This is a genomic window from Gordonibacter urolithinfaciens, assembly GCF_900199375.1.
Lineage (GTDB): Bacteria > Actinomycetota > Coriobacteriia > Coriobacteriales > Eggerthellaceae > Gordonibacter > Gordonibacter urolithinfaciens.
Genome location: NZ_LT900217.1, coordinates 744821 through 769711 on the forward strand (window position 1 = coordinate 744821; position 24891 = coordinate 769711).

At 67.1% G+C, this 24891-nt stretch carries 21 protein-coding genes; 4 read left to right on the forward strand and 17 right to left on the reverse strand.

Translation table 11 applies throughout. From position 1 onward, the window contains the following. Nucleotides 1–86: 86 nt before the first annotated feature. From rpsL to BN3560_RS03290, 5 genes are all read right to left on the reverse strand, one after another. A complete protein-coding gene (rpsL, locus tag BN3560_RS03270) occupies nucleotides 87–458 on the reverse strand; it encodes a 30S ribosomal protein S12 (RefSeq protein WP_041239796.1) in 372 nt (123 codons plus the stop codon). Between the two features lie 263 nt (nucleotides 459–721). Then, nucleotides 722–1234 (reverse strand): type II toxin-antitoxin system VapC family toxin, encoded by a 513-nt coding sequence (locus BN3560_RS03275; RefSeq protein WP_096227001.1) that lies wholly within the window; start codon nucleotides 1232–1234, stop codon nucleotides 722–724. After that, on the reverse strand, nucleotides 1231–1650 hold the full coding sequence (locus BN3560_RS03280) for a type II toxin-antitoxin system RelB/DinJ family antitoxin (RefSeq protein ID WP_096227002.1): 420 nt from the start codon (nucleotides 1648–1650) through the stop codon (nucleotides 1231–1233). Before BN3560_RS03280 ends, BN3560_RS03275 begins: the two co-directional genes overlap by 4 nt. Before the next feature lie 88 nt (nucleotides 1651–1738). After that, nucleotides 1739–2851 (reverse strand): M20/M25/M40 family metallo-hydrolase, encoded by a 1113-nt coding sequence (locus BN3560_RS03285; RefSeq protein ID WP_096227003.1) that lies wholly within the window; start codon nucleotides 2849–2851, stop codon nucleotides 1739–1741. Between the two features lie 240 nt (nucleotides 2852–3091). Then, a complete protein-coding gene (locus BN3560_RS03290) occupies nucleotides 3092–4465 on the reverse strand; it encodes a putative manganese-dependent inorganic diphosphatase (protein ID WP_096227004.1) in 1374 nt (457 codons plus the stop codon). A gap of 340 nt (nucleotides 4466–4805) precedes the next feature. Between BN3560_RS03290 and sdaAA the strand changes: the two genes are divergently transcribed. Beyond that, nucleotides 4806–6455 carry an L-serine ammonia-lyase, iron-sulfur-dependent, subunit alpha gene (gene sdaAA / locus BN3560_RS03295; protein WP_096227005.1) on the forward strand — a complete coding sequence of 550 codons (1650 nt, stop codon included), beginning with the start codon at nucleotides 4806–4808 and terminating at the stop codon, nucleotides 6453–6455. 133 nt (nucleotides 6456–6588) lie between these two features. Here sdaAA and BN3560_RS03300 read toward each other — a convergent pair whose 3' ends face one another. The 3 genes from BN3560_RS03300 to BN3560_RS03310 form a co-directional block, all read right to left on the reverse strand. Next, nucleotides 6589–6873 (reverse strand): hypothetical protein, encoded by a 285-nt coding sequence (locus BN3560_RS03300; RefSeq protein WP_015540474.1) that lies wholly within the window; start codon nucleotides 6871–6873, stop codon nucleotides 6589–6591. Next, nucleotides 6873–7391, reverse strand: coding sequence for an FKBP-type peptidyl-prolyl cis-trans isomerase (locus BN3560_RS03305; protein ID WP_157780539.1), 519 nt, complete (start codon nucleotides 7389–7391; stop codon nucleotides 6873–6875). The genes BN3560_RS03300 and BN3560_RS03305 overlap by 1 nt, the downstream gene beginning before the upstream one ends. 351 nt (nucleotides 7392–7742) lie before the next feature. Further along, the gene (locus tag BN3560_RS03310; RefSeq protein WP_096227007.1) at nucleotides 7743–8021 is read right to left on the reverse strand and encodes a hypothetical protein; all 279 of its coding nucleotides are present in this window, start codon (nucleotides 8019–8021) and stop codon (nucleotides 7743–7745) included. Between the two features lie 93 nt (nucleotides 8022–8114). On the opposite strand from BN3560_RS03310, the gene BN3560_RS03315 reads away from it, so the two are divergent. Beyond that, a complete protein-coding gene (locus tag BN3560_RS03315; RefSeq protein ID WP_096227008.1) occupies nucleotides 8115–9395 on the forward strand; it encodes a radical SAM protein in 1281 nt (426 codons plus the stop codon). A gap of 128 nt (nucleotides 9396–9523) precedes the next feature. Here BN3560_RS03315 and BN3560_RS03320 read toward each other — a convergent pair whose 3' ends face one another. The 5 genes from BN3560_RS03320 to BN3560_RS03340 all read right to left on the reverse strand — a co-directional run bounded on the left by BN3560_RS03320 (nucleotide 9524) and on the right by BN3560_RS03340 (nucleotide 13513). Continuing rightward, nucleotides 9524–9862 (reverse strand): hypothetical protein, encoded by a 339-nt coding sequence (locus tag BN3560_RS03320; protein ID WP_087190446.1) that lies wholly within the window; start codon nucleotides 9860–9862, stop codon nucleotides 9524–9526. A gap of 195 nt (nucleotides 9863–10057) precedes the next feature. Next, nucleotides 10058–10327 (reverse strand): hypothetical protein, encoded by a 270-nt coding sequence (locus BN3560_RS03325; protein ID WP_096227009.1) that lies wholly within the window; start codon nucleotides 10325–10327, stop codon nucleotides 10058–10060. Nucleotides 10328–10408: 81 nt separating this feature from the next. Then, on the reverse strand, nucleotides 10409–10768 hold the full coding sequence (locus BN3560_RS03330) for a hypothetical protein (protein WP_087190444.1): 360 nt from the start codon (nucleotides 10766–10768) through the stop codon (nucleotides 10409–10411). Between the two features lie 20 nt (nucleotides 10769–10788). Then, the gene (locus tag BN3560_RS03335; RefSeq protein WP_096227010.1) at nucleotides 10789–13101 is read right to left on the reverse strand and encodes a molybdopterin-dependent oxidoreductase; all 2313 of its coding nucleotides are present in this window, start codon (nucleotides 13099–13101) and stop codon (nucleotides 10789–10791) included. Between the two features lie 160 nt (nucleotides 13102–13261). Continuing rightward, nucleotides 13262–13513, reverse strand: a complete 252-nt coding sequence (locus BN3560_RS03340; RefSeq protein ID WP_087190442.1) for a hypothetical protein — start codon at nucleotides 13511–13513, stop codon at nucleotides 13262–13264. Nucleotides 13514–13881: 368 nt separating this feature from the next. Here BN3560_RS03340 and BN3560_RS03345 point away from each other — a divergent pair, with 368 nt between their 5' ends. After that, on the forward strand, nucleotides 13882–14475 hold the full coding sequence (locus BN3560_RS03345) for a hypothetical protein (protein ID WP_096227011.1): 594 nt from the start codon (nucleotides 13882–13884) through the stop codon (nucleotides 14473–14475). A gap of 104 nt (nucleotides 14476–14579) precedes the next feature. On the opposite strand, the gene BN3560_RS03350 is transcribed toward BN3560_RS03345, so the two are convergent. Then, complete coding sequence (locus BN3560_RS03350) at nucleotides 14580–16307, reverse strand: MFS transporter (protein WP_096227012.1); 1728 nt, start codon at nucleotides 16305–16307, stop codon at nucleotides 14580–14582. A 927-nt stretch (nucleotides 16308–17234) separates the two neighbouring features. Between BN3560_RS03350 and BN3560_RS03355 the strand changes: the two genes are divergently transcribed. Then, a complete protein-coding gene (locus tag BN3560_RS03355) occupies nucleotides 17235–19058 on the forward strand; it encodes a response regulator transcription factor (protein WP_231897337.1) in 1824 nt (607 codons plus the stop codon). 131 nt (nucleotides 19059–19189) lie between these two features. On the opposite strand, the gene BN3560_RS03360 is transcribed toward BN3560_RS03355, so the two are convergent. From BN3560_RS03360 to BN3560_RS03370, 3 genes are all read right to left on the reverse strand, one after another. After that, nucleotides 19190–20044, reverse strand: coding sequence for a DegV family protein (locus tag BN3560_RS03360; protein WP_096227013.1), 855 nt, complete (start codon nucleotides 20042–20044; stop codon nucleotides 19190–19192). Between the two features lie 157 nt (nucleotides 20045–20201). After that, nucleotides 20202–22550, reverse strand: a complete 2349-nt coding sequence (locus tag BN3560_RS03365; RefSeq protein ID WP_096227014.1) for an ATP-dependent helicase — start codon at nucleotides 22548–22550, stop codon at nucleotides 20202–20204. 443 nt (nucleotides 22551–22993) lie between these two features. Next, a complete protein-coding gene (locus BN3560_RS03370; protein WP_096227015.1) occupies nucleotides 22994–24730 on the reverse strand; it encodes a Na/Pi cotransporter family protein in 1737 nt (578 codons plus the stop codon). Between the last annotated feature and the right edge of the window lie 161 nt (nucleotides 24731–24891).

Below are 24891 nucleotides of genomic sequence, written 5' to 3' on the forward strand. Positions count from 1 at the left end.
GGCTCTTCGTCCCGCCCATTAGGCCGCCGCCCCACGCCCCCTTTGGGCGGAAGCGGCCTTAGCGGCCCGCGCGTCTTATCGGTTGCTTACTTGGGGCGCTTGGCGCCGTAACGGCTGCGGGCCTGCTTGCGGTTGTCCACGGCGGCGCAGTCGAGCGCAGCGCGGATGACCTTGTAGCGGACGCCGGGGAGGTCCTTCACGCGGCCGCCGCGCAGCAGCACCATGGAGTGCTCCTGCAGGTTATGGCCGACGCCCGGGATGTAGGCCGTCACTTCCATGCCGTTGACGAGGCGCACGCGGCAGACCTTGCGGAGAGCCGAGTTCGGCTTCTTCGGCGTGGTCGTGAACACGCGGGTGCACACGCCGCGCTTCTGCGGGTTGCCCTTCAGGGCCGGTGTCTTGCTCTTGTCGACCGTCTTTTTGCGGCCCTTGCGGACCAGCTGGTTGATAGTAGGCAAAGCTTCTCTCCTTTTACCTCTTGCTTGTTCCGATTACCTTTATATAGATAGGGAATCGCTTCTGCGGTGCCTCCCTGTGCGCTCAGCTGATTCGCACAGGAAAACATACGCCCACGTGGGACGCGAACGAGAACTTTATCATCGCCCCCGCAGCTTGTCAAACGCCACGCACCCGGGAGTATCTATAGTCTTGCTCTGCGTTTCGCCTGATGGAACGCCTGATAGGCGATTCGATGGGCGGGAGCCTCCACGTAATCTCGAATTTATTCCGCGTCGGCCGCCGCGGCACGGGCGCGCAGGAGCGCGCGCATGTCGACCGGGTCGAGGCAGGCCACGGGCGCGTGGCGCAGCAGCGCCCGGTCCGACGTGACCACGTAGTCGGCATCGACGCGCGCGGCGGCGGCCAGCAGCAGGTCGTCCTCGAAGTCGTCGTGGAGGTCGCGGTAGGTCATGGCGCGCAGGGCCTCGTTCTGCCCCACGGGCACGATCAACGAGAGCCCCATGACGTTGCGCACGCTCGACCACGCCGATTCGCGCACCGCCGCGGCAAAACGCTCGTCAACAGGCTCGCCGTGCTCCCGCAGATACCGCTTCGTCTCCTGGCAGAGCAGGAAGAAAAGGTCGGGCATCGTTGCCGACGAGGTGTACAGCGCGGCATCGGCCGCCGTCGCCTCCGCCACGAATCCCATCGCCGCCTCATGCGCCTCGGGCCTGCGCTCAAGGAAGTAGTCGACCCATACGTTCGTATCGACGAGCAGCTTCAGCGGCAGGCTCATAGCAGGCCCCTCTCGCACGCCTTCTCGAGGTACGCCTCGTAGCGCAGATCGTCGTAGTAGGCCTCGTGGACCTCGTCGTCGTCGAGCTCCTCCTTCGGCTTGCCGAAGTACTCGTCCTCGCGCAGGTCCTCGGGCGTGATCTTGCGCGGCCCCGGCACGGGCAGCCCGTTGTCGATGAAGAACTTCCGCCAGATGCCGGCCCCCTCGCGCACGAGGGCCAGGCGGCGCTGCACCTCAGCGTCGTGCTCGGCGTCGAGCGCGGGGCGCATGAACGCGGGCGGCTCGCCCTTCTCCTCGGCGTACTCCCACACGGCGCGCACCACCTGCGAGGGCGTGAGCCCCCAGCGGGCGAACACCTCGTCGCCGCGGGCCTTCGTCTCCTCGTCGATGCGCACGTTCATCTGCACGGCGGGCATGGCGCCTCCTTTGCGGTCAGGCTGCTTGCTGCTATATAGTATAGCACAGAGAAGGACGCCGCCGGTAGGCGGATCCCGGCGGCGGACGCTACTCGGCGCCTTCCCTCACCAGCGCCTCCACGAGACGGGCGGTGCCCTCGAGGTCGGCCACGGAGATATGCTCCTCCGGCGAGTGGAAGGCCGTCATGCCCACGCCGAGCGTCACAGCGCGCACGCCGCGGGCCGCCAGGACGTTCGCGTCGGAGCCGCCGCCGTCGTGGCGGAAGCACGGTTCCAGGCCGGCGGCGCGCGCCGCGCGGGCGGCCGCCTGCACGAGCGCGTCGTCCTCGTCGTAGAGCACGGCGCCGTAGCTCGGCGTCCAGTCGATGTCCACCGTGCCGCCGAAGCGCGCGGCAGCCTGCTCGAGGGAGACCGTCATGGCGGCCTTCTGCGCCTCGGCGCGCTCGGGGTAGAGCGAGCGGCACTCGCCGCGCAGCATGCACGCCTCGGGCACGACGTTCGTCTCGCGGCCGCCGGCGATCACGCCGATGTTGGCCGTGGTGGCCTCGTCGATGCGCCCGAGCGGCATGGCCTCGATGGCCGCCGCGGCCATTTGGATGGCCGAGATGCCCGCCTCGGGCACCACGCCCGCGTGCGACGCGCGGCCGGCGAACGCGGCTTCCAGCGTCCAGTGGCAGGGCGCGCCCGTGATGACGGTGCCGGGCGCGCCGTCGGCGTCCAGAACGTAGCACGGCGCACCGGCGGGCAGCGCATCCGGCGCGAGCGCGCCGGAGCCCAGCAGGTGAAGTTCCTCGCAGGTGGTGAGGAGCACCGTGACGTCGGGGCGCGGCGCGCCCTCCTCCGCCACCGAGCGCACGCCCTCCAGGATGGCCGCGACGCCGGCCTTGTCGTCGGCCGAGAGGATGGTGTCGCCGGCCGAGCGCACTACGCCGCCCTCCACCACCGGCTCGATGCCCGCGCAGGGCTGCACCGTGTCCATATGCGCCGAGAGCACCACGTGCCCCGGCGCCGTGCCCGGCAGGTGCGCCACAAGGTTGCCCGTGTCCGCCCCCGTCTGCGCGGCCGAGTCGTCGAAGCGCACGGAGAAGCCCAGGCCCCGCAGCTCGTCGGCGCAGCGCGCGGCCATGGCGGCCTCGTGGCGCGAGGGGCTCTCGATGCGGACGATCTCGCAGAACAGGTCGAGCAGGCGGGTGGGGTTCATGGGTCCTCTTCTTTCTCTTGTGGCAGTGTCGCAAGTTCATCTATTCGCGCGCCGGCGCGAAAACAGCCGCCCCGGTTGGCGCAGCAAGTCAGCGAGGGCGCCTGCAGTGCCCGAGGTTCGCGGGATCGCGGAGGCGAAGCGTGCCTTGGGCACGCGAGCCTCCGAGATCGCACGAAGATCGGGCGCTGCAGGCGGCCGCAGCGTCGGGCGATTCCGGCGGCCGTCAGGCCGCCGGAACTCCTAGGCTCCCAGGATCTTCGCGGCCACCTGCTTCTTGCGGCTCAAGACGCCCGGCATCCAGGCGCCGCCCTCGGCGGAGCAGTCGATGTTGAACACGCGGTTCACGGTGCGCGGGTTGCCCTCGCACAAAAACTGGCTGCCCTCGGCCAGGATGTCCGTCACCATGAGCAGCACGAACTCGTAGCCGCGGTCGTCCTTCAGGCGGCGCATGTAGGCGCGGATCTCGTCCTCGCGCTTCATGACGGCCGGCAGGTCCACCGTCTCGTGCTGCGCGATGAGCACGGTGGAGTCGCCCAGCTGGAACTCCTTGGAATCGGCGCCCACGAGCTTCGCGACGGGCATGTTGTCCTCGCCGCCGCGGCACTTGAACACGGCCAGGCCGAACGCGGTGGGGTCGACGCCGGCCACGTCCGCCAGGAAGTCCACGATCTCGTGGTCGACGTAGGTGGCAGTGGGCGACTTCAAGATCACCGTGTCGGTCATGACGGCCGAGAGGAGCACGCTCGCGATGGCGGGGGGCATCTCCACGCAGTGGCGGCGGAACTCCATGGCCACGATGGTGGCCGTGGAGCCCACGGGCAGGTTCAGGAACTTGATGGGGTTGGCCGTCATGACGTCGGCGATGCGGTGGTGGTCGACGATCTCCACGACCTCGGCCTCCTCGATGCCGTTGGCAGCCTGGCGCGTCTCGTTGTGGTCCACGAGCACCACCTTGCGCCGCGGGTGCACCGCCACGTCGGAGCGCGTGACGATGCCGATGGCGAACCCGTCGTCGTCCAGCACCACGGCCTCGCGCAGGGCGCTGGCCATGAGGTCCTCGACGGCCTCCTTCAGCAGGCCGTCCTTGGCCAGCTCCAGCACGTCGGTCTCGGTGATGTCGTTGACCTTCTGTCCCAGAGACGCAATGAGGTCGCCCGCCACGGCCATCTCGTTCGCGCCGCCCTCCTCCAGCACGTCGGTGGCCGCGATGTAGCGCTCGGCGATCATGCGGGTGGTGATGAGGCCCCGGTAGGTGCCGTCGTCGTTCGTCACCACGAGCGCGCGCACGTTGTGCTGGCGCAGCAGGCGCCCCGCCTCCAGGAGCGTGGCGTCGTGGGCGATGGAGATGGGGTCGGGCGTCATGACGTCGGACACGCGCGCATGGACGTGGCCCACGACCTCGGGCAGCGGCAGGCCGTTCTCCTTCAGGATCCAGCTGCTCTCGGGGGGCAGCGGCCCCAGGCGCGCGGGCACGTACACGGCCGGCACCTCCCCGTCGCGCGCCTCGCGGCGCGCCAGCTCGTTCTTCAGGTAGGCGTAGCCCACCGCAGCGCAGATGGAATCGTTGTCGGGGTTCTTGTGGCCCACCACGATGATGGGTGCCGCTGTGGCCATGCTCGCTCCTTCGCCGCGCGGCGCCCCGGGCGGGGCGCCTTCGTCTGCCTTTTTTCGTATCGGAGTAGGGCTGCGCGGGCATGCCCGCGGCCTTGATGGGATAACAGTATAGCGACGAAGGGGCGGGCACCGCGGTTTTACCATCGTTTCGTCGTGGAATCTCACGAAATGAGCGGTCGGCGGAGCGCGCTTGCCGTCTTTGCGCTACCATGGCAGCGCAGCAGGCGCCCTGCCGATGAGGTCAGGGCAGCCGGAGACCGCCCTGCCCCGCCTGCTGACGCAGGGCTGCACGGAGGGCGGTCGGGCCAGCCCCGCAGCAACGGCACACGAAAGGACGCGCATGGATACGTTCGGGTTCGCCGACATCGTCGGCCCCATCATGGTGGGCCCCTCCAGCTCCCACACGGCGGGCGCGCTGCGCATCGCGCGCATGGCGCGCAGCCTGCTGGCGGCGGCGCCGGTGCGCGCGGAGTTCACGCTGTACGGCTCGTTCGCGCACACGCAGTCGGGCCACGGCACCGACAAGGCGCTCGTCGCGGGCCTTTTGGGCCTGGAGCCCGACGACCTGGGCGTGCGCAACTCGTTCGAGCGCGCGCATGCAGCCGGGCTGGCCTTCTCGTTCTGCTGCGACCGCGAAGCCGCCGTGGAGCATCCTAACACGGTGGACGCGCGCATCGTGGACGCGGAAGGCGGCGCGCTGGAGGTGCGGGGCGTGAGCGTGGGCGGCGGCGCGGCCGTCGTCACGCGCATCGACGGCATCGACGTGAACGTCACCGGCGAGCACACGAGCGTGGTCGTGCGCCAGCGCGACGAGACGGGAGTGCTCGCGCACATAGCAGGCTGCTTCTCGGACTGCGCGGTGAACATCGCCACGGCGCGCATGTACCGCACGCGCCGCGGGTCCGAGGCGTTCACGGTCATGGAGCTGGACGGCCCGGCGCCCGCCGAGGCGAAGGCCGCCATCGAACGCCACCCCGCCGTGCGCGACGTGCGCATCGTGCCCGCCGACGGCGCAGCGGGACGGGCGGCGGGCGATGCCGCGGGACGGCCCGCGGGCGGCACGGGCTCGTGTGCGACCGCAGGTGCGGAGCAGGCCGAGGAGCGCTTCGCCGCCTGCGACTTCGCCTCGGGCGCCGAGCTGCTCGCCCGCTGCACCGAGCAGGGCACGGGGCTGGCCGGCGCGTTCCTGGCGCGCGAGCAGGCGCTCGCCGCCCTCGACGGGCGCGCGTGCGACGCCCTCCCCTACGCCGACCGGGTGCTCGCCGTCATGCGAGCCTCGGCCACGGAGCCCCTGCGCGAGCCCGTGCCCTGCATGGGCGGGCTCATCGGCGGCGAGGCGCGCGACGTGCGTCGCTCGCGCGAGCAGGGGCCCGCGGTGGTCGACGGCCTTGCGGGCGCGGCCATGGAGTACGCGCTGGCCGTGCTGGAGACGAACGCGTCCATGGGCCGCATCGTGGCCGCCCCCACCGCCGGCTCGGCCGGCGTCGTGCCCGGCGTGCTGCTGGCCCTGGAGCAGGAGCGCGGCCTGGACGCCGCCGCGCTGCGCCGAGGGCTGCTGGCCGCCGGTGCCGTGGGGTACCTCATAGCCCGCAACGCCACGGTGTCGGGCGCCGAAGGCGGCTGCCAGGCGGAGATCGGCGCAGCCGCCGCCATGGCCGCCGCGGCCGCCGTGGAGATGGCGGGCGGCACGCCGGCGCAGGCGCTCGATGCGGCCGCGAACGCGCTCTCCTCGCTCATGGGGCTGGTGTGCGACCCGGTGGGCGGCCTCGTGGAGGTGCCCTGCCAGAAGCGCAACGCCACCGCCGCGGCCACGGCGCTCGTGAGCGCGCAGATCGCGCTTGCGGGCGTGGGCAACCTCGTGGGTTTCGACGAGACGGTGGCCGCGATGGATGCCGTGGGACGCACGCTGCCCTTCGAGCTGCGCGAGAGCGCCCTCGGCGGCATCGCCGCCGCCCCGAGCGCCTGCGCCTGGTGCGCCGCGCACGCCTAGCCGGACGCCCGGGCGAGCCGTCCGGGCGCATGAGAGCCGCACGGCCTCCGGCTTTCCGGGCATTCTGCCCGGAAAGCCGGAGCCCGTCGGAGAAGCGGCGGGCGAACCAAAGAGGCGCCGGTCCGGGCGAAGCCTACAGCGGCTCGCTCACGCGCACCTGGCACGGGCGCAGCTCGCCGTCGGGCTGCTCGGTCTTTCCCTTGCGGCAGGGGTTGTAGCACACCTCGCCGCAGATCGTGCAGGTCACCGGCTCCGGCAGGGCCAGGTCGGTCAGGTCGAAGCCGCATTTGGTGCACGGGTTGGGCTTCGAGAAGTGCTCGAGGTCAACCGCGTTGAACATGCCGCATTCGGGGCACTTCACCGGGCGCTTGCGCGGCGGCCGGCAGCCGCCGCAGATGGGATTGCACGACCAGCACATTAGCGGAAGTCCTCGCCCTGGTCGCCTCCCAAGAGCTTCGCCTGCTCCTTCAGGTGCTGCGCCTTCTCGGCGGCGGACACGAAGTCCTCGGGAGCGTCCTCCACCTCGAGCAGCTCCACCTCGAACGTCAGGCTCTTGCCTGCCAGGGGGTGGTTCAGGTCGAACGTCACCAGGCCGTCCGTTATGTCCAGCACGGTGGCGGGCATCGGCGCTCCGTCCTCGCTGCTCGACAGCATGATGCGCTTGCCCACCTTCACGTCGTTCACGGGAATCTGCTCGAGGGGGATCTTCGCCACGTGGCCCTCGAGGTACTCGCCGTAGGCGCCGTACTCGTCCACCGTGAACGTCTTCTTCTCGCCCGCCTCGTTCATCTCCAGGATGGCCTTCTCGAAGCCTTCGATGGCCATGTCCATGCCCGTTTGGAACTTCATGGGCTTCTCTTCCGTGGCGAAGCCGAACACCGTGCCGTCGTCGAGCTTGCCCGTGTACACCAGGGTTACCGTTGAGCCAAGTTGCATCGTCTTGATCTCCTTCTTTCGCATTGACAGGAACGTAAACCGACGGCAAGGCGCGGGCAGGGGCCCTCCCCTCCCCGCGACCACGCGGCGCATGCAGCGCCGAGGGTCCGCGAGCCGTCGGGTCGCCTTCGATTGGATGCCGCAGGAGGGACAGAGGCCCCGCGGCCGGCCTTCAGGTAAGCCGCGCGTCCCGCAAGGCCCCGGCACGCCGGGACGCAGCACGACGAACGGGCTGGGAACGAATGACCGCTTTGACAGTTCTACCGAGTGGACTCCATTGTAGCACACGGACGCCGCCCCTGCCCGCCGTGCCGGCGCCAATCGGCGCCCTCGCCCGACCGGCCCCCGCCCTCACGCCGGATCGGCCGTGTTGAGGCGGATGGCGCACCGCTGCAGCTCGTCCACCATGTCCTGGCTCGGCGGCGCGTCGAGGGGCACGCCCGCCTCCATCCGGCCGTCAAGCTCGAAGCAGGAGCGCACGAACGCCTCGTCCTCGGGCTTGAGCATGCCCAGCCTGCGCGCCTCCCTGAAGCCATCCTCTACGTCAGTGGACCTCGCCACACGCCAGAGATGCAGCGTCACGAGGCGCACCGAGCCGCGGAACCGCCTCTCTATCGAAACCTCTGCCATACCGTCCTCGCTTCCGTTTTCCGACCACAGTCTACCACGAACGGCGACTCGTGCCCTATAATGGAAAGCCGCAGATAACGAAGGAGAATCCCCATGTCGAATGAAGCCCTGGACGCAGCCCTCGCAGAGTACGAGGCGGTGGGTGCGCGCTACGTTGCGGCGCTCGAGGAGAAGGGCCTCGTGTTCGCCGAGGAAGGTGCGGGAGAGCGGCGGCGCGCCGAGCTGCGCGCACAGCTGGCGGCGCGCGGCGTGGCCGTGCGCAACGCGGGCGCCAGCCTGAGCGCGGGGCACTTGTCCCCTGCCTGCGTGGAGTGCACGGGCAATCGCGGGTCGGAGACGTTCTCCACCACGTTCAAGTGCCACCGCGACTGCTACTTCTGCTTCAACCACAACCAGCCCGACTACGAGAAGTTCTTCCGCGAGGGCTGCCCATGGGAGGAGGGCGTGGACCGGGCGGCGGCCGAGAACGGCGCGCTCGCCTGCGTGGGCCTGACCGGGGGCGAGCCGCTGCTCGACCTGGAGAACGCCCTGCGCTTCCTCGGCCGCGCGGGCGAGCTGTGGCCCGGCGCCCACAAGCGCCTCTACACCTCGGGCGACCTGTTGACCGTCGAGGCCGCCGCGCGCCTGCGCGACGCCGGCCTCGACGAGATCCGCTTCAGCGTGAAGGACGACGACGCCCCGGAGCAGCAGGAGCGCGTGATCGCGGCCATGCGGCTCGCCAAGGAGTTCATCCCCTCGGTCATGGTGGAGATGCCGGTGATCCCCGGGGCGCGCACCCACCTTCAACAGCTGTTCCGCCAGTTCGAGGACGTGGGCATCGACGGCATCAACCTGCTGGAGTTCTGCTTCCCCTTCTGCAACTGGGACGAGTTCGCCCGGCGCGGCCTCACGCTCAAGAACCCGCCGTTCGAGGTCATGTACGACTACGGCTACTCGGGGGGCCTGGCCGTTGCGGGCAGCGAGGAGCTGGCGCTCGAGCTCATGCTGTGGGCGCTCGGCGAGGGCCTGGGCTTCGGCATGCATTACTGCTCGCTGGAGAACAAGCACCGCAGCGAGATGCGCCAGAAGAACGAGCGCGCCGCGCATGCGCACCCGTGCGTCGCGTTCGACGAGGGCGATTTCTTCCTGAAGACGGCGAAGGCCTTCGGGCCGGACGTGGAGCCGGTGCGCGCCGCGCTCGAGGCGGAGGGCTGCACGGACTTCATGGAGGATGCCGAGGAGGGCTCGCTCGCGTTCCCGCCGCGCTACCTCGAGACAGTGCGGAGCGTCCGGCGCCCAGACGGCGAGCCGGTACAGCTCCAAAGATGCTTCCTCGTGTACGAGACCGGCGAGGACGGCGGCTACCTCATCGACGTCGCCCTGCGCCCGGCGTAGGGCATGGCACCGGCAGCCAGCACGCCGCGCACTACGGGAAAGGCCCGCGCTTGCGGCGCGGGCCTTTCCCGTAACGATGTTTGCAGATCGGCCCCCGAGGTGCGGGCCCTTCGTGCAGGGAGGGGGATCTAGCAGGCCCGCTTCCAAGGCGCGCCCGCCGGGTTGAGCTTGCGGCGTGCGGAGAGCTCGTCGGCGAACATGATGCAGTAGCGCAGGCCCTTGAGCGTGACGTACAGGCAGGCTATCTCGTGCTTGCCGCCGTGGTTGAACACGTCGTACGTCAGGTACTCGCGCTCGATCATGGGCTCGTAGAGGGGGCTGCCCTTCACCTTCTCCATCAGCAGGTTCGTGGACTCGCGTCCCAGCTCGTCCTGCTTGAGGGAGATGTTGTACAGGATGTCCTCCTGCTCGGGGGTCAGGCGACCCATTTCCTCGATCTCGGCCCTGATGACGTCTTCGGTTCCCATAAGCCCTCGTCTCCTTGTGCGGTTCGGTGCCCGCGTTCCCAATGGTTCCCACAGTTCCCAATACGGTGCCCGTAAGGCTTTATCGCCAGCAAAGCGCTGCAGGCGCCGTAGTGCTCGCCATTCTAAAAGAGGACCCACTTCGAGCAACAAGCGAGTCCTCCCTTTACCTCTGCGCAAGCTTTACTGCTTAAAAGCTTAGCTCACCGGCTTGATGTCCTTGAAGCTGCCGCCGAGGCCAAGCTCGCCAGCACCCTCGTTGCCGGTAGCCTTCGTGGAGGTGTAGCCGCCCCAAGCGCGAGCGATGTACTTGTCCTTCACGAAGAAGACGTTCAGCTTCAGCAGGTCCGGCTTGGTAAGCTCGAACTCGGCCGCAGCCTCGTCCTGGCTCTTGCCCTCGGCCATGAGAGCGTTCAGCTTGTCGGCTGCTGCCTGAGGATCGAGATCCATGAACTCATCATGCGTCATTGTGCCCTCCTTGTCAGTCGTTACAGAGTCGTGGCCGCCGACCGCGAAGGCGGCGGCCACGACAATCATAGCATTTTCAGCTTAGAGCTGGAACAGGACCATCGGGCGGTCGAACTCCGCCATCTTGGCCTGCATCTCCTCGAGCGTGCCGTAGTACATGGACGCGGACTCCTCGACCTGGACGGCCAGGGGACGCTGGCCGGCCTTGTCGCCGCCGGTGCCCCAGTGCTCGGAGAAGATCGACGTCGGGCACGGGATGTAGAACCACTCCCACGCGTCGCCGTCGGAACCCTCGCCCTTGCGGAACGGGCCGACCTCGACCTCTTTGATGCCGAACTGGTCGAGCGGGAGGCCCAGCTCTTCCTTGCAGGCGATCTCTGCGGCATGGTTGCCGGAGAAGTAGGTGTAATCAACGAGCAAAGCGTATTTCTGGTCTGCCATTATCGCCACTTCCTTTCGGGTTAGTCTTGGTCCAGGCTACGGACGCGGCGGACGTTGCACATGACACCCTTGTACGGGGCGCCGAAACCGAGCTTGCCAACGTTGAAGTGCGGCACCAGGCTGTTGAAGTTGGACTTCCACACGCCGAACAGGTTGGGCTCCTCGCCGTCCTGCTCGGGGAACCACCAGCCGTGCGCGCAGTTCAGGATGCCGGGCTTCATGACCGGGGTGACCTCGGCCTTGAAGCGGGCCTCGCCGAACATGTTGTACACCTCGCACCAGTCGCCGTCGGTGATGCCGTACTCGGCAGCCGTCTCCGGGTTGATCTGGACCCACGGCCACGGATCGATCTGGCGCAGCGAGGGCACGTGGCGATGCTCGGAGTGGAACGAGCTGTAGCGGCGCGAGCCGGACGTGGTGATCAGCGGGTACTGACCGGCGAAGTCGGGCTTGCTGATGGGGCTGTAGTTCGGCTCCTCGTAGTAGGGCAGCGGATCCTCGCCCCAGGATTCGTACAGGATCGAGTAGGCTTCGATCTGGCCCGTGATGGTGTTGAAGCCGGGCTCGCCGTCGAAGCGGAGCAGGCCCTTCTCGTACTTCTCGTACTCGAAGCCATGGGCGCCGGGCTGGTAGAGACCCTCCTCGCGGAACTGGTTCCAGTCCATGCCGAGCTCCTTCAGCTGGTCGCTGTAGAAGTCCTCCACGGCAACCGCCAAGGCGTCGAGGTCGAGGGACTTGCCGTCGGCCGGCTTGTACCACGGCCACCAGGACGGGTTGAGGCGCTGGCCGAACATGAGGCAGATCTCCACGTCGGACTTGCACTCGCCCACCTGCAGGGCCTTGTTCATGGGGCCCATGAACACGGTGTTGCGGCCGTAGTGCGTGAGCACGATGCCGTTGTGCTCGGCCCACGTGGCCATCGGCAGGAAGTAGTCGCCCACGGCCATGGCCGTCGGGGTCATGGTCAGGTCCTGGACCACGACGAACTCGAGCTTCTGCAGGGCCTTGTGCCAACGCTTAGGCTGCGCGGAGCACGTCGGGGTGAGGAAGTTGGAGCTGTTGAACCAACCCATCTTCAGGGCGTAGGGCTGGTCGGTCTCCATGGTGTTCAGCGTCTCGTCGGGCTGGGTGGTAGCCATGCCGGTGGACAGGCCGGGCCACGCCGCCGCGCCGATGCGCTTCGACCACACCTCGTCGGCCATGGCGCCGCGCTGCTCCATGCGCCACTTGCCGAGCAGGGCCGACGGAGGACCGAGGGTCAGGCCGCCGGGACGGTCGATGGAGCCGGCGAGGGCAGCCAGGACGATGAACGCCTGGGACAGCTGCACGCCGTTCTTGTTCTGGTCGAACGCGAGGCCCCACGCCCAGCCGATCGGGCGCTCGGTGCCGATGATGTGCGCGACGCGCTTGATGTCCTCGGCGTCGACGCCGGTGATCTCGGCAACCTTGTCGACGGGGTACTCGGCCGCGCGGGCCTTCATGTCGTCGAGGCCGTAGATCCACTTTTCGGCGAACTCCTGGTCGTACTCGCCGTTCTCGAACATGAGGTTCATGATGGCGAGGGCCAGGGCCGTGTCGGTCTGCGGGCGGACCTGCAGGTTGATGTTGCCGTCGTGCGCGCCCACCCACGTGATGCGGGGGTCGATGGAGATGATCTTAGTGCCAAGCTTCATCAGGTCGACGAGGCAGTGGCCGAAGAAGCCGTCACCGTTGGAGGGCAGGGGCTCCTTGCCCCAGACCACGATCCACTTCGGCACGGTGTAGCGCGGGTCCTGGTAGCTGCCCGGCAGGTGGCCGGCGTAGTCGAGCTCGGGGTAGCCGGCGCCCAGCACGTAGTCGGAGATGGAGCAACGCGGGCCGTAGCAGGACCAACCGGACTGCGTGTAGCAGCAGTTGGGCGACTGCAGCACCGAGAACGTCAGCGCATAGTAGAAGATGCAAGCCTCGCGGCCGGTGCCGCCGAAGACCACGATGGACTCGGGGCCGTAGGTGTTCTGGAAGTAGCGAACCTTGTCGCAGATGGTGTCCAGAGCCTCGTCCCACGTGGTCTGAACCCACTTGTCCTTGCCGCGGTCCTCCGGGTTACGCTTCATCGGGTGGATGATGCGGGAAGGCGCGTAGGTGTACTCGCGCAGCGCGAGGTTCATCGCGTTCACGCGGCCCGTGGTGATGGGGTTGTCGTCGTCGCCCTCGATGCGGACGAGCTCGCCGTCCTTCGTGACAACCTTGACGCCGTATCCCACCGGGTGGCTTCCCGGAGGCGACCACGTGTTGCTGCGGGTTACGACAGTCCCGTCTTCCATCACGGTTTGCCACTGTTTACCGTATGCCATGTTCTCCTTCTTTCTACACTCTCACTCGTGTTTCGGTAGAAGCATCTCTGCGCTTGTCATCGCGCGAAACCTCGTGTAGATCCTCGTGCTGGGGACCACCCCCTTCCGTGGTCGCGGCGCCCGTCCCCTTTGCAGGCGCCGCTTAAAGCATCGCGTCCGCTTACGCGGTGGGAGGCTTGGGAGCGCCGGGGGCCGCGGGTGCCTTCGGGGCGCCGGGAGCTGCGGGGGCCGCGGGGGCACCGGGAGCCGCGTTCGGCAGCGGCTTCTCACCGTTGATGTACGGCGTGAAGTCAGCCTTGCAGAACGGGCATGCCTTCAACGTAACGCCGGCCATCATCTGGATGGTCTTGCCGCACTCGGGGCACTTGTTCATGCCGCCGCTCGCACCTGCATCTGCTGGTCTGAAGCACATAGGGGAATCCTCCGTCTCATTTCTTCGGCCGGCTCGGGCGGCGCATCGCGCCGTCTTGCTGCCAACCCCTTGCCATAATGTTCGTCAGCGAAAGCCTGACGGGAAACAGCTTAGTTGCCTGGGCGGATGGGGCATCGAATCACGGGGACAATTTTGAGGATCATACCATCGTCCCCGGAGGTTGATTTTCGTCAACCCGGTGGGTTACTGTTTGTTATTTTACCTGTTCAAAGGCCATTTTTAGACTTTCGTCACCAAAGCGCTCAAACCCCGACGAAGCCCCTGAAAACAGCCCCGAGCGCCCTGCGCCAAGCACCCCTGCGCTATAATCGAAGCAAGCGAAAACGCGCCTTTTAAGGGGGATTTCTTTGAAGAACAACAAGGTGTACTTTCCGGTGGACGCCATCGCGCGCCACGAGGACTTCGACGTGTGGTACGAGGACGGCGACGTGTTCCTGAGCCTCAAGGGAGCCTGGTCGGGCGAACGCGACCGGGTGGCCATCTTCGGCCGCATGGGCGGAGAGATGGGCTCCATCAAGCCCGATGCGAAGGCGCTCACCTACTACCTGAAGCTGGAGCGATGGGAGTACGTGTTCCACACGCTGCACCTGTTCGAGCACTACTACGTCAACGGGATGAAGTGGCAGATCGACGGCAGCCTGAGCAACCCGCCCTTCGACTTCGTGGACGAGGAGGACGGCCGCAAGGAGGTGCACGTGCAGGTGGTGGACTTCAAGAACCGCGGAGCGTGCTACGAGATACGGGTGCGCGACGTGGCCAAGCTGCGCATCGCCACGGCGGCCGTCATCGCCATGGGCATCAAGGAGGAGTACAAGGGCCTGAGCGAGGGCCTCAAGAACCCGGGCGCCACCAAGCTCGAGAAGGCGAAGAACTGGCTGTTCTCGGGCAAGGGCTACACCTACGAGGAGCTGCTGGCGCAGGAGGAGGGGGGCAACGCCTAAGGGCTGCAGCCTTTCCCGCACCGAGCACCATGAGAAAGGGCCGGAACCCGCAGGTTCCGGCCCTTCTCGTTCAACGCGCGTATGCGCGGCAGGTCAAAGAGCGCTTAAGCCTTCGTGGAGGCCTCGTCGCCCAGGGAAGCGGAGGCCTTGGCGGCCTTGTTCTTGGCGAGCTGCGCGCCGCCGAACACGAAGAAGTACACGAACGGGAGCAGCAGGCCGATTGCCATGAGCGGCAGGGCGTAGGGCTGCTTCGCCCAGTTCGGCACGATGAGCGGGCAGGCGATGCAGAGCACGGCCAGGATGGCCACGATCACCAGCATGATGATGAAGCGCATGTTGCCGTCGCGCTCGGAGGCGCCGAGCTTCTCCTCCTCGGCCGCCAGCTGGTCCATGGTCTTGCCAGCCGTCTCTTTCACGAACAGCACGGTGCAGACGAAGCCCAGGGCGAACGGCACGATGAGCACGAGCACGACCGTCGACCAGTTCGTGGCGCCGGTGGCCGTCTGGAAGAACGCCATGCCGGCGATGCCGCCGAGCACGATGGAGGAGGCGGAGCCGCCGAAGCGGGCGAACGCCTGGCACCAGGACGTGCCGGTGTTGCGAATGGCCGTGGGATAGCTCTCGGGCATGAGGGGCTGGACGGCCGTGATGGCGTAGTTCAGCGCGAAGCCGAACAGCAGCATGAGGGCGATGCACAGGCCCATGTTGTTCGGGGCCACGAAGATGGAGCACAGGACGATGGCCACGATGCAGAAGAGCCAGGAGAACGCCAGGTTGCGCTTGCGGCCCACCTTGTCGGACACGAAGCCCACGGCGATGTTCGAGGCGATGGCCGCCACGTTGTTCCACGTCTGGAGGGCGACCGAGTCGGCCTGCGAGTAGCCCAGGCCCACGAACCACGTGGGGATCCAGGCGTTCATGCCGTACACGCAGAACTGGCCCACGAAGTAGGCGGCCCAGATAGCGCAGGTCGCCACGATGAACTTGCTGGAGAACAGCACGCTCGGGCCCGTCTTGGCCGGCTTCGGCGGCACGATGAGCAGGGCGGGGTCGTACTCATGGGACGTGTGGCGCGTGGCCTGCTCGATCTCGGTCAGGCGCTTGCAGGCCATGGCCTTGTTGCCGGAGTTGGCGTACCAGTGCGGCGTCTCGTGCATGGCGAAGATGAGCACGATGCCGTAGAGCAGCGGGATGGCGCCGATCAGGTAGCACAGACGCCAGTTGGCGTACATCGTGGCGGTGCCGCCGTCCGCGAGCGTGTAGGTCACCTGGTTCGTGAAGTCGCCCAGCAGCGGCGTGGCCGCGTTGCAGATGGGGTTGGCGATGAGGCCCGCGAGCACCCAGCCCACGACCATGAACGCCATGCCGAACGTCACGAAGATGCCGCGCTGCTTGGAGGGCATGCTCTCGGAGAACACCGTCGTCACAACGGGGATGCAGGAGCCCACGCCGAAGCCGGCGATCAGGCGGAACGCGGCGAAGAACGCCAGGTCGTTCGCGAACGCCTGCGGCAGCGTGAACAGGCCGTAGAACATGACGGCCGCGATCAGCGTCTTCTTGCGGCCGATCTTGTCGGACATGATGCCGCCGAACGCGCCGCCGAGCACCATGCCCAGCAGGCCCCACGTGGTCAGCGAGCCCATGAGCGCGCCCGGGTTCGCGTTGTCGGGCCAGAACGTATGGGCCACGAACAGGTTGGTCGAATTGACGATCATGAAGTCGTAGCCGTCGAAGATCATGGCAAAGGCCAGCAGCACGAACACGACCCACGTGTGCTTGCTGATGCCGATAGAGTCGATGACTTCCGAGACCGTGAACTCTTTTTTATCCATCAGTCCCTCCTTTTGAGGTAACTCGTATGATAAGGAACCGGGTCGCCCGCCCCCGCTCGAAGCGGGTGCGTGCGCCTCCGGCGCTTAACTCTTCCCCTTTGCACAGTGGCAAGACCGGAACCGCAACGTGCCTTCAGGAAATTACGGACGCTTCAGTATTGCTTGAATAACCGACGCTTCCGTAGTTTCGACCGCCGTCCCTCAACGGCGTTCGCAACCCGCCTACAAGACCGTGCCGTCTCCAGAAGAAACGACTGCGCGCACCCTCCTTCCCCGATTCTCTTGCCTGATCGCGTTATTTCCTTTTGCGCAGGAGACCGAAACGGCCGTGAGCATGCAAAAGAAATATCCAAGTCGAAGGGTACGAAACACGGGGCGAGCGGTCATCCTCTCGCGGGTACGCTTTACCGACCGGGCATCGACCCCTGGGATCGATTTATCGGACGCGCCTTTTCAGGTCGTTTCGCGCAGGCCCGGGCTGGCCGGACGGCCGAGGGCCGGGCGGGCGCAGGGCGCAGGACTGTGCAGACACCGGCGGGCGCTGGAGGGCGGTCGGTGGGCCGTCGCCCCGACCTAGGCCGATCGGCAGCGCAAGCCTCCCCGCCTGCAGCTATCCCGCGCGCGGGCCGGCCCAATCCTTGCAGGACGGCCGCGCCCCTTACGGCGCCGCACGGGGAAGCATCGTCCCGAGAGGTTGATTTTTATCGTCCCTACGGCATAGACAACCCAATATCCCCAGATAAGGGTGGTAGCCACGCGATCGCGTCATTTGAACAGAACCGCGGAAACGTTTATAGTGGAGCCCATCGGCCGGATCGGCGCCGCAGGCGACGCCGACAGACACGGAGGCAGCAGCAGGACAGCATCCGACCGAGAAGACTATGTCCGATGATCGCCTCGACAGGGGAATGCGAGGAAAAAACGCCCATGGCCATCAACCTCCCGCGCATCAGCATCACCGTAGACGACCACCGAGGCATGGGGACGCAGGGAGAGCTCAACATCCTGTCCTTGGGCTTCGGCATACACCAGGCATGGATCTACGCTGCCATGTTCGGAACGAACTCCATCTTCCAGATCCCCTCGCCCGAGGGGTTCTTCGGCCAGTCGCACTCCTTCGTATCGTATGTTTTCCTCATCTCCATCGTGGTGTTCGGGCTGTCGCTTCTGTTCGCCGCCATAACCGACCAGAAACTCCTCAAGCTCTACACCGCCAAGCGCGTGCTGCTCGGAGCGGGTATCCTCACCTCGGCGGGCACGTTCGCCGTGTTCGCCGCCACGCTGCCCGGGACGCTGGGCATAGCGGCCACCGTGTTCGCCGGTGTGTCCACGGGCATCGGATCGGCCTTGCTGCTGCTGTTCTGGGGCACCGCCTATTCGCGCCACGGCGCCGCCACCATCGTCATGAACACGGCCGTGGCCATCGTCATAGCCGTGGCCATCTACTCCATCGCGCTCCATATGGTGCCCGCGCCCTACTCGGGCGTGCTCACCGCCTGCCTGCCGCTGCTGGAGCTGCCCATTTTGTGGCACCTCACGCCGGTGAGCTATGCCGTGCGCCACGCCATACCCATCTTCAACCCGCTGCCGGTGCACAAAGGGCCGTTCTGCCTGCGCTTCGCGCTCCCAGTGTTGCTGTTCGGCTTCGCGCTGGGCGCGCTCCGCTCGCTGTCCACGCAGGTCATCTTGCCGTCGTCCGACCTCACCACGCAGCTGCTGGCGCTGTTCGCCGGCGGCGCGGCCACCGTGCTGCTGTTGGTCACCACGTTCTCCATCGACAAGCGCAGCCACTGGGATTTCCTGTTCCGGCCGCTTGTACCGTTCATCGCCATCACGCTGTTCTTCCTGCCGTCCCTCGCGTTGGACAACTCCATGATCGCGGCACTCGTGCTGCTCACCGGCTACATGTGCTTCGAGGCGCTCATGTGGGTGTTCTTCGGCGAGCTGTCGCAGGAGTTCCGCCTGTCGCCCATCTTCGTGTTCGGCATCGGGCGCGGCTGCCTGGCCCTGGGCTCGATAGCCGGGTCGCTGTCGATGGCCGACCTCACGTTCCTGTCGTCTCTCACGCCGTTCGGCGAGGCCGGTGGCGCCGTGCTCATCATGATGGCCATGGTGGTGGCGTACGCGCTGCTGCCTCGCGTACGCGACATCAAGCGCATCGTGGTGAAGGGCGGACGCGATTTCGACGCCATAGAGTCCTTCAACCATCAGATAGAGAGGGTTGTCTGGGCTTCGCGCCGGGCAAGCACGGAGGCATCCGACGACAGCGCCGAGATGGAGGCTTTGCCGATGCCCACGCCCGGAACGCTCTTCGGCATGGACTCCGTGGCGGCCGAGACGCCGTCAGACCTTCCCTCTTACGGCTCGGCCGGCACTCCCGGCTGGCGCGCCGCCAGCATAGGAAGCGCGACGCCGTCCAAGCTGGCGGCGGACACCCAGCTGGCCAAGGAACCGGCGAAAGAGGCGGTCAAGGATCCGGACGCGGCCTCGTCGGAGGCCGAGCGCTCGCGCAAGAGCGGGCGGTTCCGCTCGCAATGCGAGGTCATCGCCGACCGCTACCTGCTGTCGCGCCGCGAGGCCGAGGTCATGTTCCTGCTGGCCAAGGGCCACAACGCCGCCTACATCCAGGACAAGCTGTGCATCTCGAAGAGTACGGCCAAGACGCACATCAGCCATATCTACCGCAAGCTGGACATCCACAACCAGCAGGAGCTGCTGTCCATGGTGGAGGAGGCGCGCGACGAGCTTTAGGCGCGGCTATGGCTGCAGCCGCGGCGAGACCGCCTCGCGGGCAAGGGCTCTGCCCTTGCCGCCGACCGGGGCCATTCGCCACGCTGCTGCAAGGGCAGAGCCCTTGCCCTGCACTCTACCTGCCAGCCTGTTTACGAGAGATCCAAGTCAGGGCATGCGGCCAGGTCGACTGCCTGGATGGCGATGCAGCTGGGGCCGCCCTGCGTGATGAAGGCCGGGCCGAGCTCGAACAGGCCGAAGCGGCAGCCCGGGAAGCGCTCCTCCAGGTAGGCGAGCGCCTCGGCTGCCTGGCAGGGGTTGTCGGCGTGGCTCACGCCCACGTAATACCCCTCGCCTACCCCGCGTCCCTCGAAGTCGGCCGCAACGGCGGCGATGGCCTTCTTGAACGAGCGGGCGATGGCAAGCTTGCCCAGCCTCCGACCGTCGTCGGTCTGCTCCATCACAGGGAACGCCTTAACCAGGTGAGCGAACTTGGCCGCAAGGGGCGTGAGCCGGCCGCCGCGGCGCAGGTAGTCGAAATCCTCGGGTATGAGGCAGGAGCGCGCGGTGCCCATCATGGCCTCCAGCCGCCCCACGACCTCCGCCGCGCCGAGGCCCTGTGCAGCCAGCTTCACGGCATAGCACGCGAGCGCACGGTGCGGCACGCAGAGCGTCCGCGTGTTCAGCACGTGAACGCGCTCGGGGTGCCGAGCCTGATCGCGCAGGCCGCAGGCCATCTCGTAGGCGCCGGACAGGCCGTCGGCCATGGCCAGGTGCACCACTTCCTCGTCCGTGTCGTAAGCTGCCAGCGTGAGCGCGGGCGGCGGGGAGGCGCTCTGGGGAAGGGCTCCGGCACGCACGAGGGCCAGGAACTCCTCCGACGAGATATCCTCGTATTCAAGCCAGGTAGCTCCGTCTATGGACACGGTCAGCGGAAGCACCGCCATGCCGCGCCTCGCCCCCTCCTCCACGGAGAACATCACGGATGAGTCGGCCACGATCCTCATGCGGGCCTGCTTTCTCCTCGTCGTCGTCAGGGTACGCACCGCCCCCCCCCCCGCGGTATCGCGCACCCCCGTTGAATTCCATCATGCAGGATCAAGCCGCAACAAGCAAGGCCGCTGCGAAAAAAGCGCGCGTCACCGCACCGTCGGCACCTGCCGCCTAAGCGCCGATCTTCACGATGGGCGCGTAGTCCTTCAGCAGCTTCTTCGTCTGGCCCGACTTGGCGAACTTCACGTAGAGCGTGTCGCCGTCCACCTTCGTCACCTTGCCGCGGCCGAACGTCTTGTGGTCCACGGAGTCGCCGGCGGCGAACGCCATTTTCGCCGCAGCCTTCTTTCCCGCGTCGGGACGCGCGTACGCCTCGGCGCGACGGTCGGAGCGGCCGGCGGAACCCGAGGCGCTCGAGCGGCCGAACACGCGGCCCTCCCCCGCCTCGGCGCCGGAGCCCGCGATGCCGCGGCGGCTGCCGCGCTTCTCCCAGCCCGTGCCGCTGAAGCCCGCCGACCCCACGCCGGAGGACTGGCGCAGCTCGGCAGGGATCTCCTGGATGAAGCGCGACACCGGGTTCGCCGACGTCTGCCCGAAGATCTGGCGCTGCGAGGCGCAGGTGAGGAACAGGCGCTTGCGGGCGCGCGTGATGGCCACGTAGGCCAGGCGGCGCTCCTCCTCGACGCTCGCCGCGTCTCCCACCGAGTTCATGTGGGGGAACAGCGTCTCCTCCATGCCGGCCACGAACACGCAGTCGAACTCGAGGCCCTTCGACGAGTGCACGGTCATGAGCGTGACCGCGTTGCCGTCCTCCGCCACGGTATCGAGGTCGGTGCGCAGGCGCACCCACTCGATGAAGTCCGCGAGCGAATCACCCCGCAACACGCGCGCGGGGGCCGCATCTGCAGCCTCGTCGTCGCCCTCCGCCGTAGGGGCCGCGTAATCCGCATCCTCGTCGTCATGGGTATCCACGAACTCGTCCACCACGCCCAGGAACTCCTGGATGTTCTCGATGCGGCCGCGCGCCTCGTCGGTGTTCTCGGCCTGCAGGGCGCCGATGAGGCCGCTCTTGTCGATGACGGCCTCGATGACCTTGCGCAAGTCGCCGCCGTAGGTGCGCGCCTCGTTGATCAGGCCCACGAACGAGGCCACTGACTGGCGCGTGGAGGCGCGCAGCTCCGGGTCCACGATGGCGAGCTCTGCCGCCTCGATGAACGGCATGTCCATCTCGCGCCCGAACTGCTCGATGCGCTCGATGGTGGTCTTGCCGATGCCGCGGCGCGGCACGTTGACCACCCGCTTGGCGGCGATGTCGTCGGCAGGGTTCACGATGAGCGTGAGGTAGGCCATGACGTCGCGGATCTCGGCGCGGTCGAAGAAGCGCGTGCCGCCCACGATGCGGTAGGGCACGCCGGCGCGCAGCAGCATGTCCTCCAGCATACGGGACTGGGCGTTCGTGCGGTAGAACACGGCCATCTGGTTGTACGAAAGGCCCGCCGAGCGCTGCTTCTCTATCTCGCCGGCTATCCAGCGGCCCTCGTCGCGCTCGTCGGAGGCCAGGTACACGTTGATCTTCTCGCCATCCTCTGAGGCCGTGAAAAGCTTCTTCTGCTTGCGGTGCTGGTTGTTCGCGATGACGGCGTTGGCCGCGGCCAGTACGTTGCCCACGCTGCGGTAGTTCTGCTCCAGCTTCACCACGTGGGCGTTCGGGTAGTCCTGCTCGAACTCCAGGATGTTGCGCAGATCGGCGCCACGCCACGAGTAGATGGACTGGTCGTCGTCGCCCACCACCATGATGTTCTTGTGCCCCTCCGCCAGAAGCTGCGTGATGGCGTACTGGGCGTGGTTCGTGTCCTGGTACTCGTCCACCATGAGGTAGCGGAAGCGCTGCTGGTAGGCGGCGCGCACGTCCTCGTGGTTCTTGAGCAGCAGGTAGGCGTAGAGCAGGAGGTCGTCGAAGTCGAAGGCGTTCGCGGCGCGCAGGCGCTCCTGCAGGCGCGCGTACACGCGGGCGGCCACCTTCCCCACCGGGTCGGAGGCCTGTTTCTCGAAGTCGCCCGGCACCACGAGCTCGTTCTTCGCCGTGGAAATGCGATTCATGAGCGCGTTCACCGGGAAGCGCTTGGGGTCGATGTCCAGCTCGGCCATGATCTCCTTGTACAGGCGCTTCTGGTCGTCCACGTCGTAGATGGTGAAGTTGCGCGTGAAGCCCAGCTTCTCGGCGTCGGCGCGCAGGATGCGCACGCACATGCTGTGAAACGTGGACACCCACATGCCGCGGCAGCGCGGGCCCACGAGGCCGTTCAGGCGCTCGCGCATCTCGGCGGCCGCCTTGTTCGTGAACGTGATGGCCAGGATCTCCCACGGGGCAACGCCGTGGTTCTCGATGAGGTTCGCGATGCGGTACGTGAGCACGCGCGTCTTGCCCGAGCCGGCGCCCGCCAGCACGAGCAGCGGCCCGTCGATGGTGACGACCGCCTCGCGCTGCGGCCCGTTCAGGGTTTCGATGTCGATTGGCATGTGAGCAGTCTCCTACGGATGGAGGTGAAATCAAGCTTCCGTATTCTACCGCTTTTCCCGCAGGGCCGCGGACAAACGCGCGCAATCTGCGCAAGGGGCAACGTCGGTAGGTTCGCCGAGAGCGCCGAGAACCTGATTCCATGGCAGTTTTTGACGTTAGTCGATCATCGGGCGGCACCGCAGCATCGCCGCCAACATCTCGCCCGTCCATCGCCCCAGCTCAGCGATGTGGCGCCTCATACCCACGCAGCAAGGGAGCCGAGGGAATGATCAACTAACGTCAAAAACTGCCACGAGACGTCGTTTCGCGCGCTTTCGCACCGAAAGCGGCAGGGCAACGTGAGAAAACACGACTATGAGACGTCATCCCCGTCCCTGCGTCTCCGTCCTGCGTCTCCGTCTCCCCACCACGTCTCCCCATCTCGCCCCAGGCTGCCGGCCCGCTATGCGCACGCCTCGGCCAGCTCGTCGAGCGGACCGGCGGGCTCGTCGCCGCCGGGGCGGCCGGCGCCGAGGGAGTCGCGCCACATGGACAGCTCCGCGCCGTGCTCCACGAGGTTCGAGCACTCGTTGCCCGCGCGCTCGAGCCCGAGCAGCAGCTGGTTGTACACGGCCTTGTTCTCGGGCGCGCACTGGCGGCTGCTCACGCGGCGGAAGTGGGCTTTGCGGGCCTTGCTCTGGCGCTTGATGATGGCGCGCCGGCGCTCGTCGAGCACCTGCTCGGATGCCGCATCCTGGTCGCTTAGGAACCGCAGCACCGCATCGTACATCTCCGACACCATGGCAGCGCTCTCGGCCAGCTCCTCGCGCGCCTCGTCCGAGAACGGCTTCTTGGATGCGAGGTTCTCGCCGTAGAGCCCGGCCACCTCGCCGCAGCGCGAGCCGATGCGGCCCACCGCGTCCACGATGGACATGAGGTCGGTGATCTCGGCCGCCTGCCGCTCCGAGGTCGCGCCGGCGCTCAGCAGCTCCACCGCGTAGTTCGCAAGCTCCACCTCCGCGGCCTCCACCTGGGCGCAGTCGCCTTGCAGGGCCTTGAGCGCGGCGGCGTCCCGGCTCGCGACGGCCCCGGGCAGCGTCTCCAGCATGGAGCCCACCTTGTCGCAGAACTTCTGCAGCTCCTCGCCGAACATGCGGATGGCGAACACCGGCTGGCCGAGGATGTTCTCGTCGAGCGTGACGAGCGCGCCCGGCCCGTGCTCTTCCTCCTTGCCCGGAACGAGGAACGTGACGATCTTCACCATCACGCCCAGAAGCGGCAGCCACAGAAGCGTGCAGACGACGTTGAAGGTGGTGTGGGCGTTCGCGATCTGCCGCGCGATGACGTCAAGCTCGGGACCCGGCGTGATGAGCTGCACGAACGAGGCGAGCACTGGCACGAACCAGATGAACAGAAACGCGCCCGTGACGTTGAACACGCTGTGCGCCACGGCCGTGCGCTTCGCGTCGCGCGACTGCCCGATGCAGGCCAGAAGCGCGGTGATGGTGGTGCCTATGTTGTCGCCCAGCAGGATGGGGATGGAGCCCTGCAGGCCCAGCACGCTGGTCACGCCGTCGGGGCCGGGCTGGGAGGCGAAGCTCTGCAGCACGGCGATGGTGGCGCTCGAGCTCTGCACCACGAGCGTCATCACCGTGCCCACCACCACGCCGAGCGCAGGGATGTCCTTCACCTGGTCGATCATGGTCAGGAACACGTCGCTCTGCGCGAGCGGCTTCATGACGGCGCCCATCGTGTCGATACCCACGAACAGGAGGCCGAACGCGAACACGGTCTGGCCGATGTTCTTGATTCGCTCGTCTTTCGCCACGAACCACACGATGAAGCCCACGAACACGATGAGCCAGATGTAGTCGCTGATCTTGAAGGCCATGAGCTGGGCCGTCATCGTAGTGCCGATGTTCGCGCCGAAGATGACCGCGATGGCCTGGCGCATGGTCATGAGGCGCGCGCTCACGAAGCCGATGGCCATGACCGTGGTGGCGCTCGAGCTCTGCAGCACGGCGGTGGCCACGGCGCCGGCCAGCACGCCGAGCACGGGATTGGAGGTGAGCAGAGACAGGATCGACTTCATCCTGGCGCCGGCGGCCTTCTGCAGGCCCTCGGACATCATGTTCATGCCGAACAGGAACACGGCCAGTCCGCCCAAGAGGCCGAACACGGTTTCCATCGGAGCGTTCACGCGGGACTCCCCTTCGCTTCATCGGTTGCAGCGTCAGTGCACGTGAGTCGAAAGGATACCGGGCGGACGGTAAGGCCTTCGTCAAGGGAAGGTAAAGCTCGGGTAAAGTTTTTACGAACGGGGCGTGTCCGCCGGGTTTCCGCCCGTCGGACGCGTCCGAT

What these genes read in the sequence shown, in the direction of transcription:
- BN3560_RS03275 (WP_096227001.1), bottom strand. Translation starts at nt 1,234, where the DNA reads ATGAGCCTGCCGCTGAAGCTGCTCGTCGATACGAACGTATGGGTCGAC.
- BN3560_RS03280 (WP_096227002.1), bottom strand. Translation starts at nt 1,650, where the DNA reads ATGCCCGCCGTGCAGATGAACGTGCGCATCGACGAGGAGACGAAGGCC.
- BN3560_RS03285 (WP_096227003.1), bottom strand. Translation starts at nt 2,851, where the DNA reads ATGAACCCCACCCGCCTGCTCGACCTGTTCTGCGAGATCGTCCGCATC.
- BN3560_RS03290 (WP_096227004.1), bottom strand. Translation starts at nt 4,465, where the DNA reads ATGGCCACAGCGGCACCCATCATCGTGGTGGGCCACAAGAACCCCGAC.
- sdaAA (WP_096227005.1), top strand. Translation starts at nt 4,806, where the DNA reads ATGGATACGTTCGGGTTCGCCGACATCGTCGGCCCCATCATGGTGGGC.
- BN3560_RS03300 (WP_015540474.1), bottom strand. Translation starts at nt 6,873, where the DNA reads ATGTGCTGGTCGTGCAATCCCATCTGCGGCGGCTGCCGGCCGCCGCGC.
- BN3560_RS03305 (WP_157780539.1), bottom strand. Translation starts at nt 7,391, where the DNA reads ATGCAACTTGGCTCAACGGTAACCCTGGTGTACACGGGCAAGCTCGAC.
- BN3560_RS03310 (WP_096227007.1), bottom strand. Translation starts at nt 8,021, where the DNA reads ATGGCAGAGGTTTCGATAGAGAGGCGGTTCCGCGGCTCGGTGCGCCTC.
- BN3560_RS03315 (WP_096227008.1), top strand. Translation starts at nt 8,115, where the DNA reads ATGTCGAATGAAGCCCTGGACGCAGCCCTCGCAGAGTACGAGGCGGTG.
- BN3560_RS03320 (WP_087190446.1), bottom strand. Translation starts at nt 9,862, where the DNA reads ATGGGAACCGAAGACGTCATCAGGGCCGAGATCGAGGAAATGGGTCGC.
- BN3560_RS03325 (WP_096227009.1), bottom strand. Translation starts at nt 10,327, where the DNA reads ATGACGCATGATGAGTTCATGGATCTCGATCCTCAGGCAGCAGCCGAC.
- BN3560_RS03330 (WP_087190444.1), bottom strand. Translation starts at nt 10,768, where the DNA reads ATGGCAGACCAGAAATACGCTTTGCTCGTTGATTACACCTACTTCTCC.
- BN3560_RS03335 (WP_096227010.1), bottom strand. Translation starts at nt 13,101, where the DNA reads ATGGCATACGGTAAACAGTGGCAAACCGTGATGGAAGACGGGACTGTC.
- BN3560_RS03340 (WP_087190442.1), bottom strand. Translation starts at nt 13,513, where the DNA reads ATGTGCTTCAGACCAGCAGATGCAGGTGCGAGCGGCGGCATGAACAAG.
- BN3560_RS03350 (WP_096227012.1), bottom strand. Translation starts at nt 16,307, where the DNA reads ATGGATAAAAAAGAGTTCACGGTCTCGGAAGTCATCGACTCTATCGGC.
- BN3560_RS03355 (WP_231897337.1), top strand. Translation starts at nt 17,235, where the DNA reads ATGGCCATCAACCTCCCGCGCATCAGCATCACCGTAGACGACCACCGA.
- BN3560_RS03360 (WP_096227013.1), bottom strand. Translation starts at nt 20,044, where the DNA reads ATGAGGATCGTGGCCGACTCATCCGTGATGTTCTCCGTGGAGGAGGGG.
- BN3560_RS03365 (WP_096227014.1), bottom strand. Translation starts at nt 22,550, where the DNA reads ATGCCAATCGACATCGAAACCCTGAACGGGCCGCAGCGCGAGGCGGTC.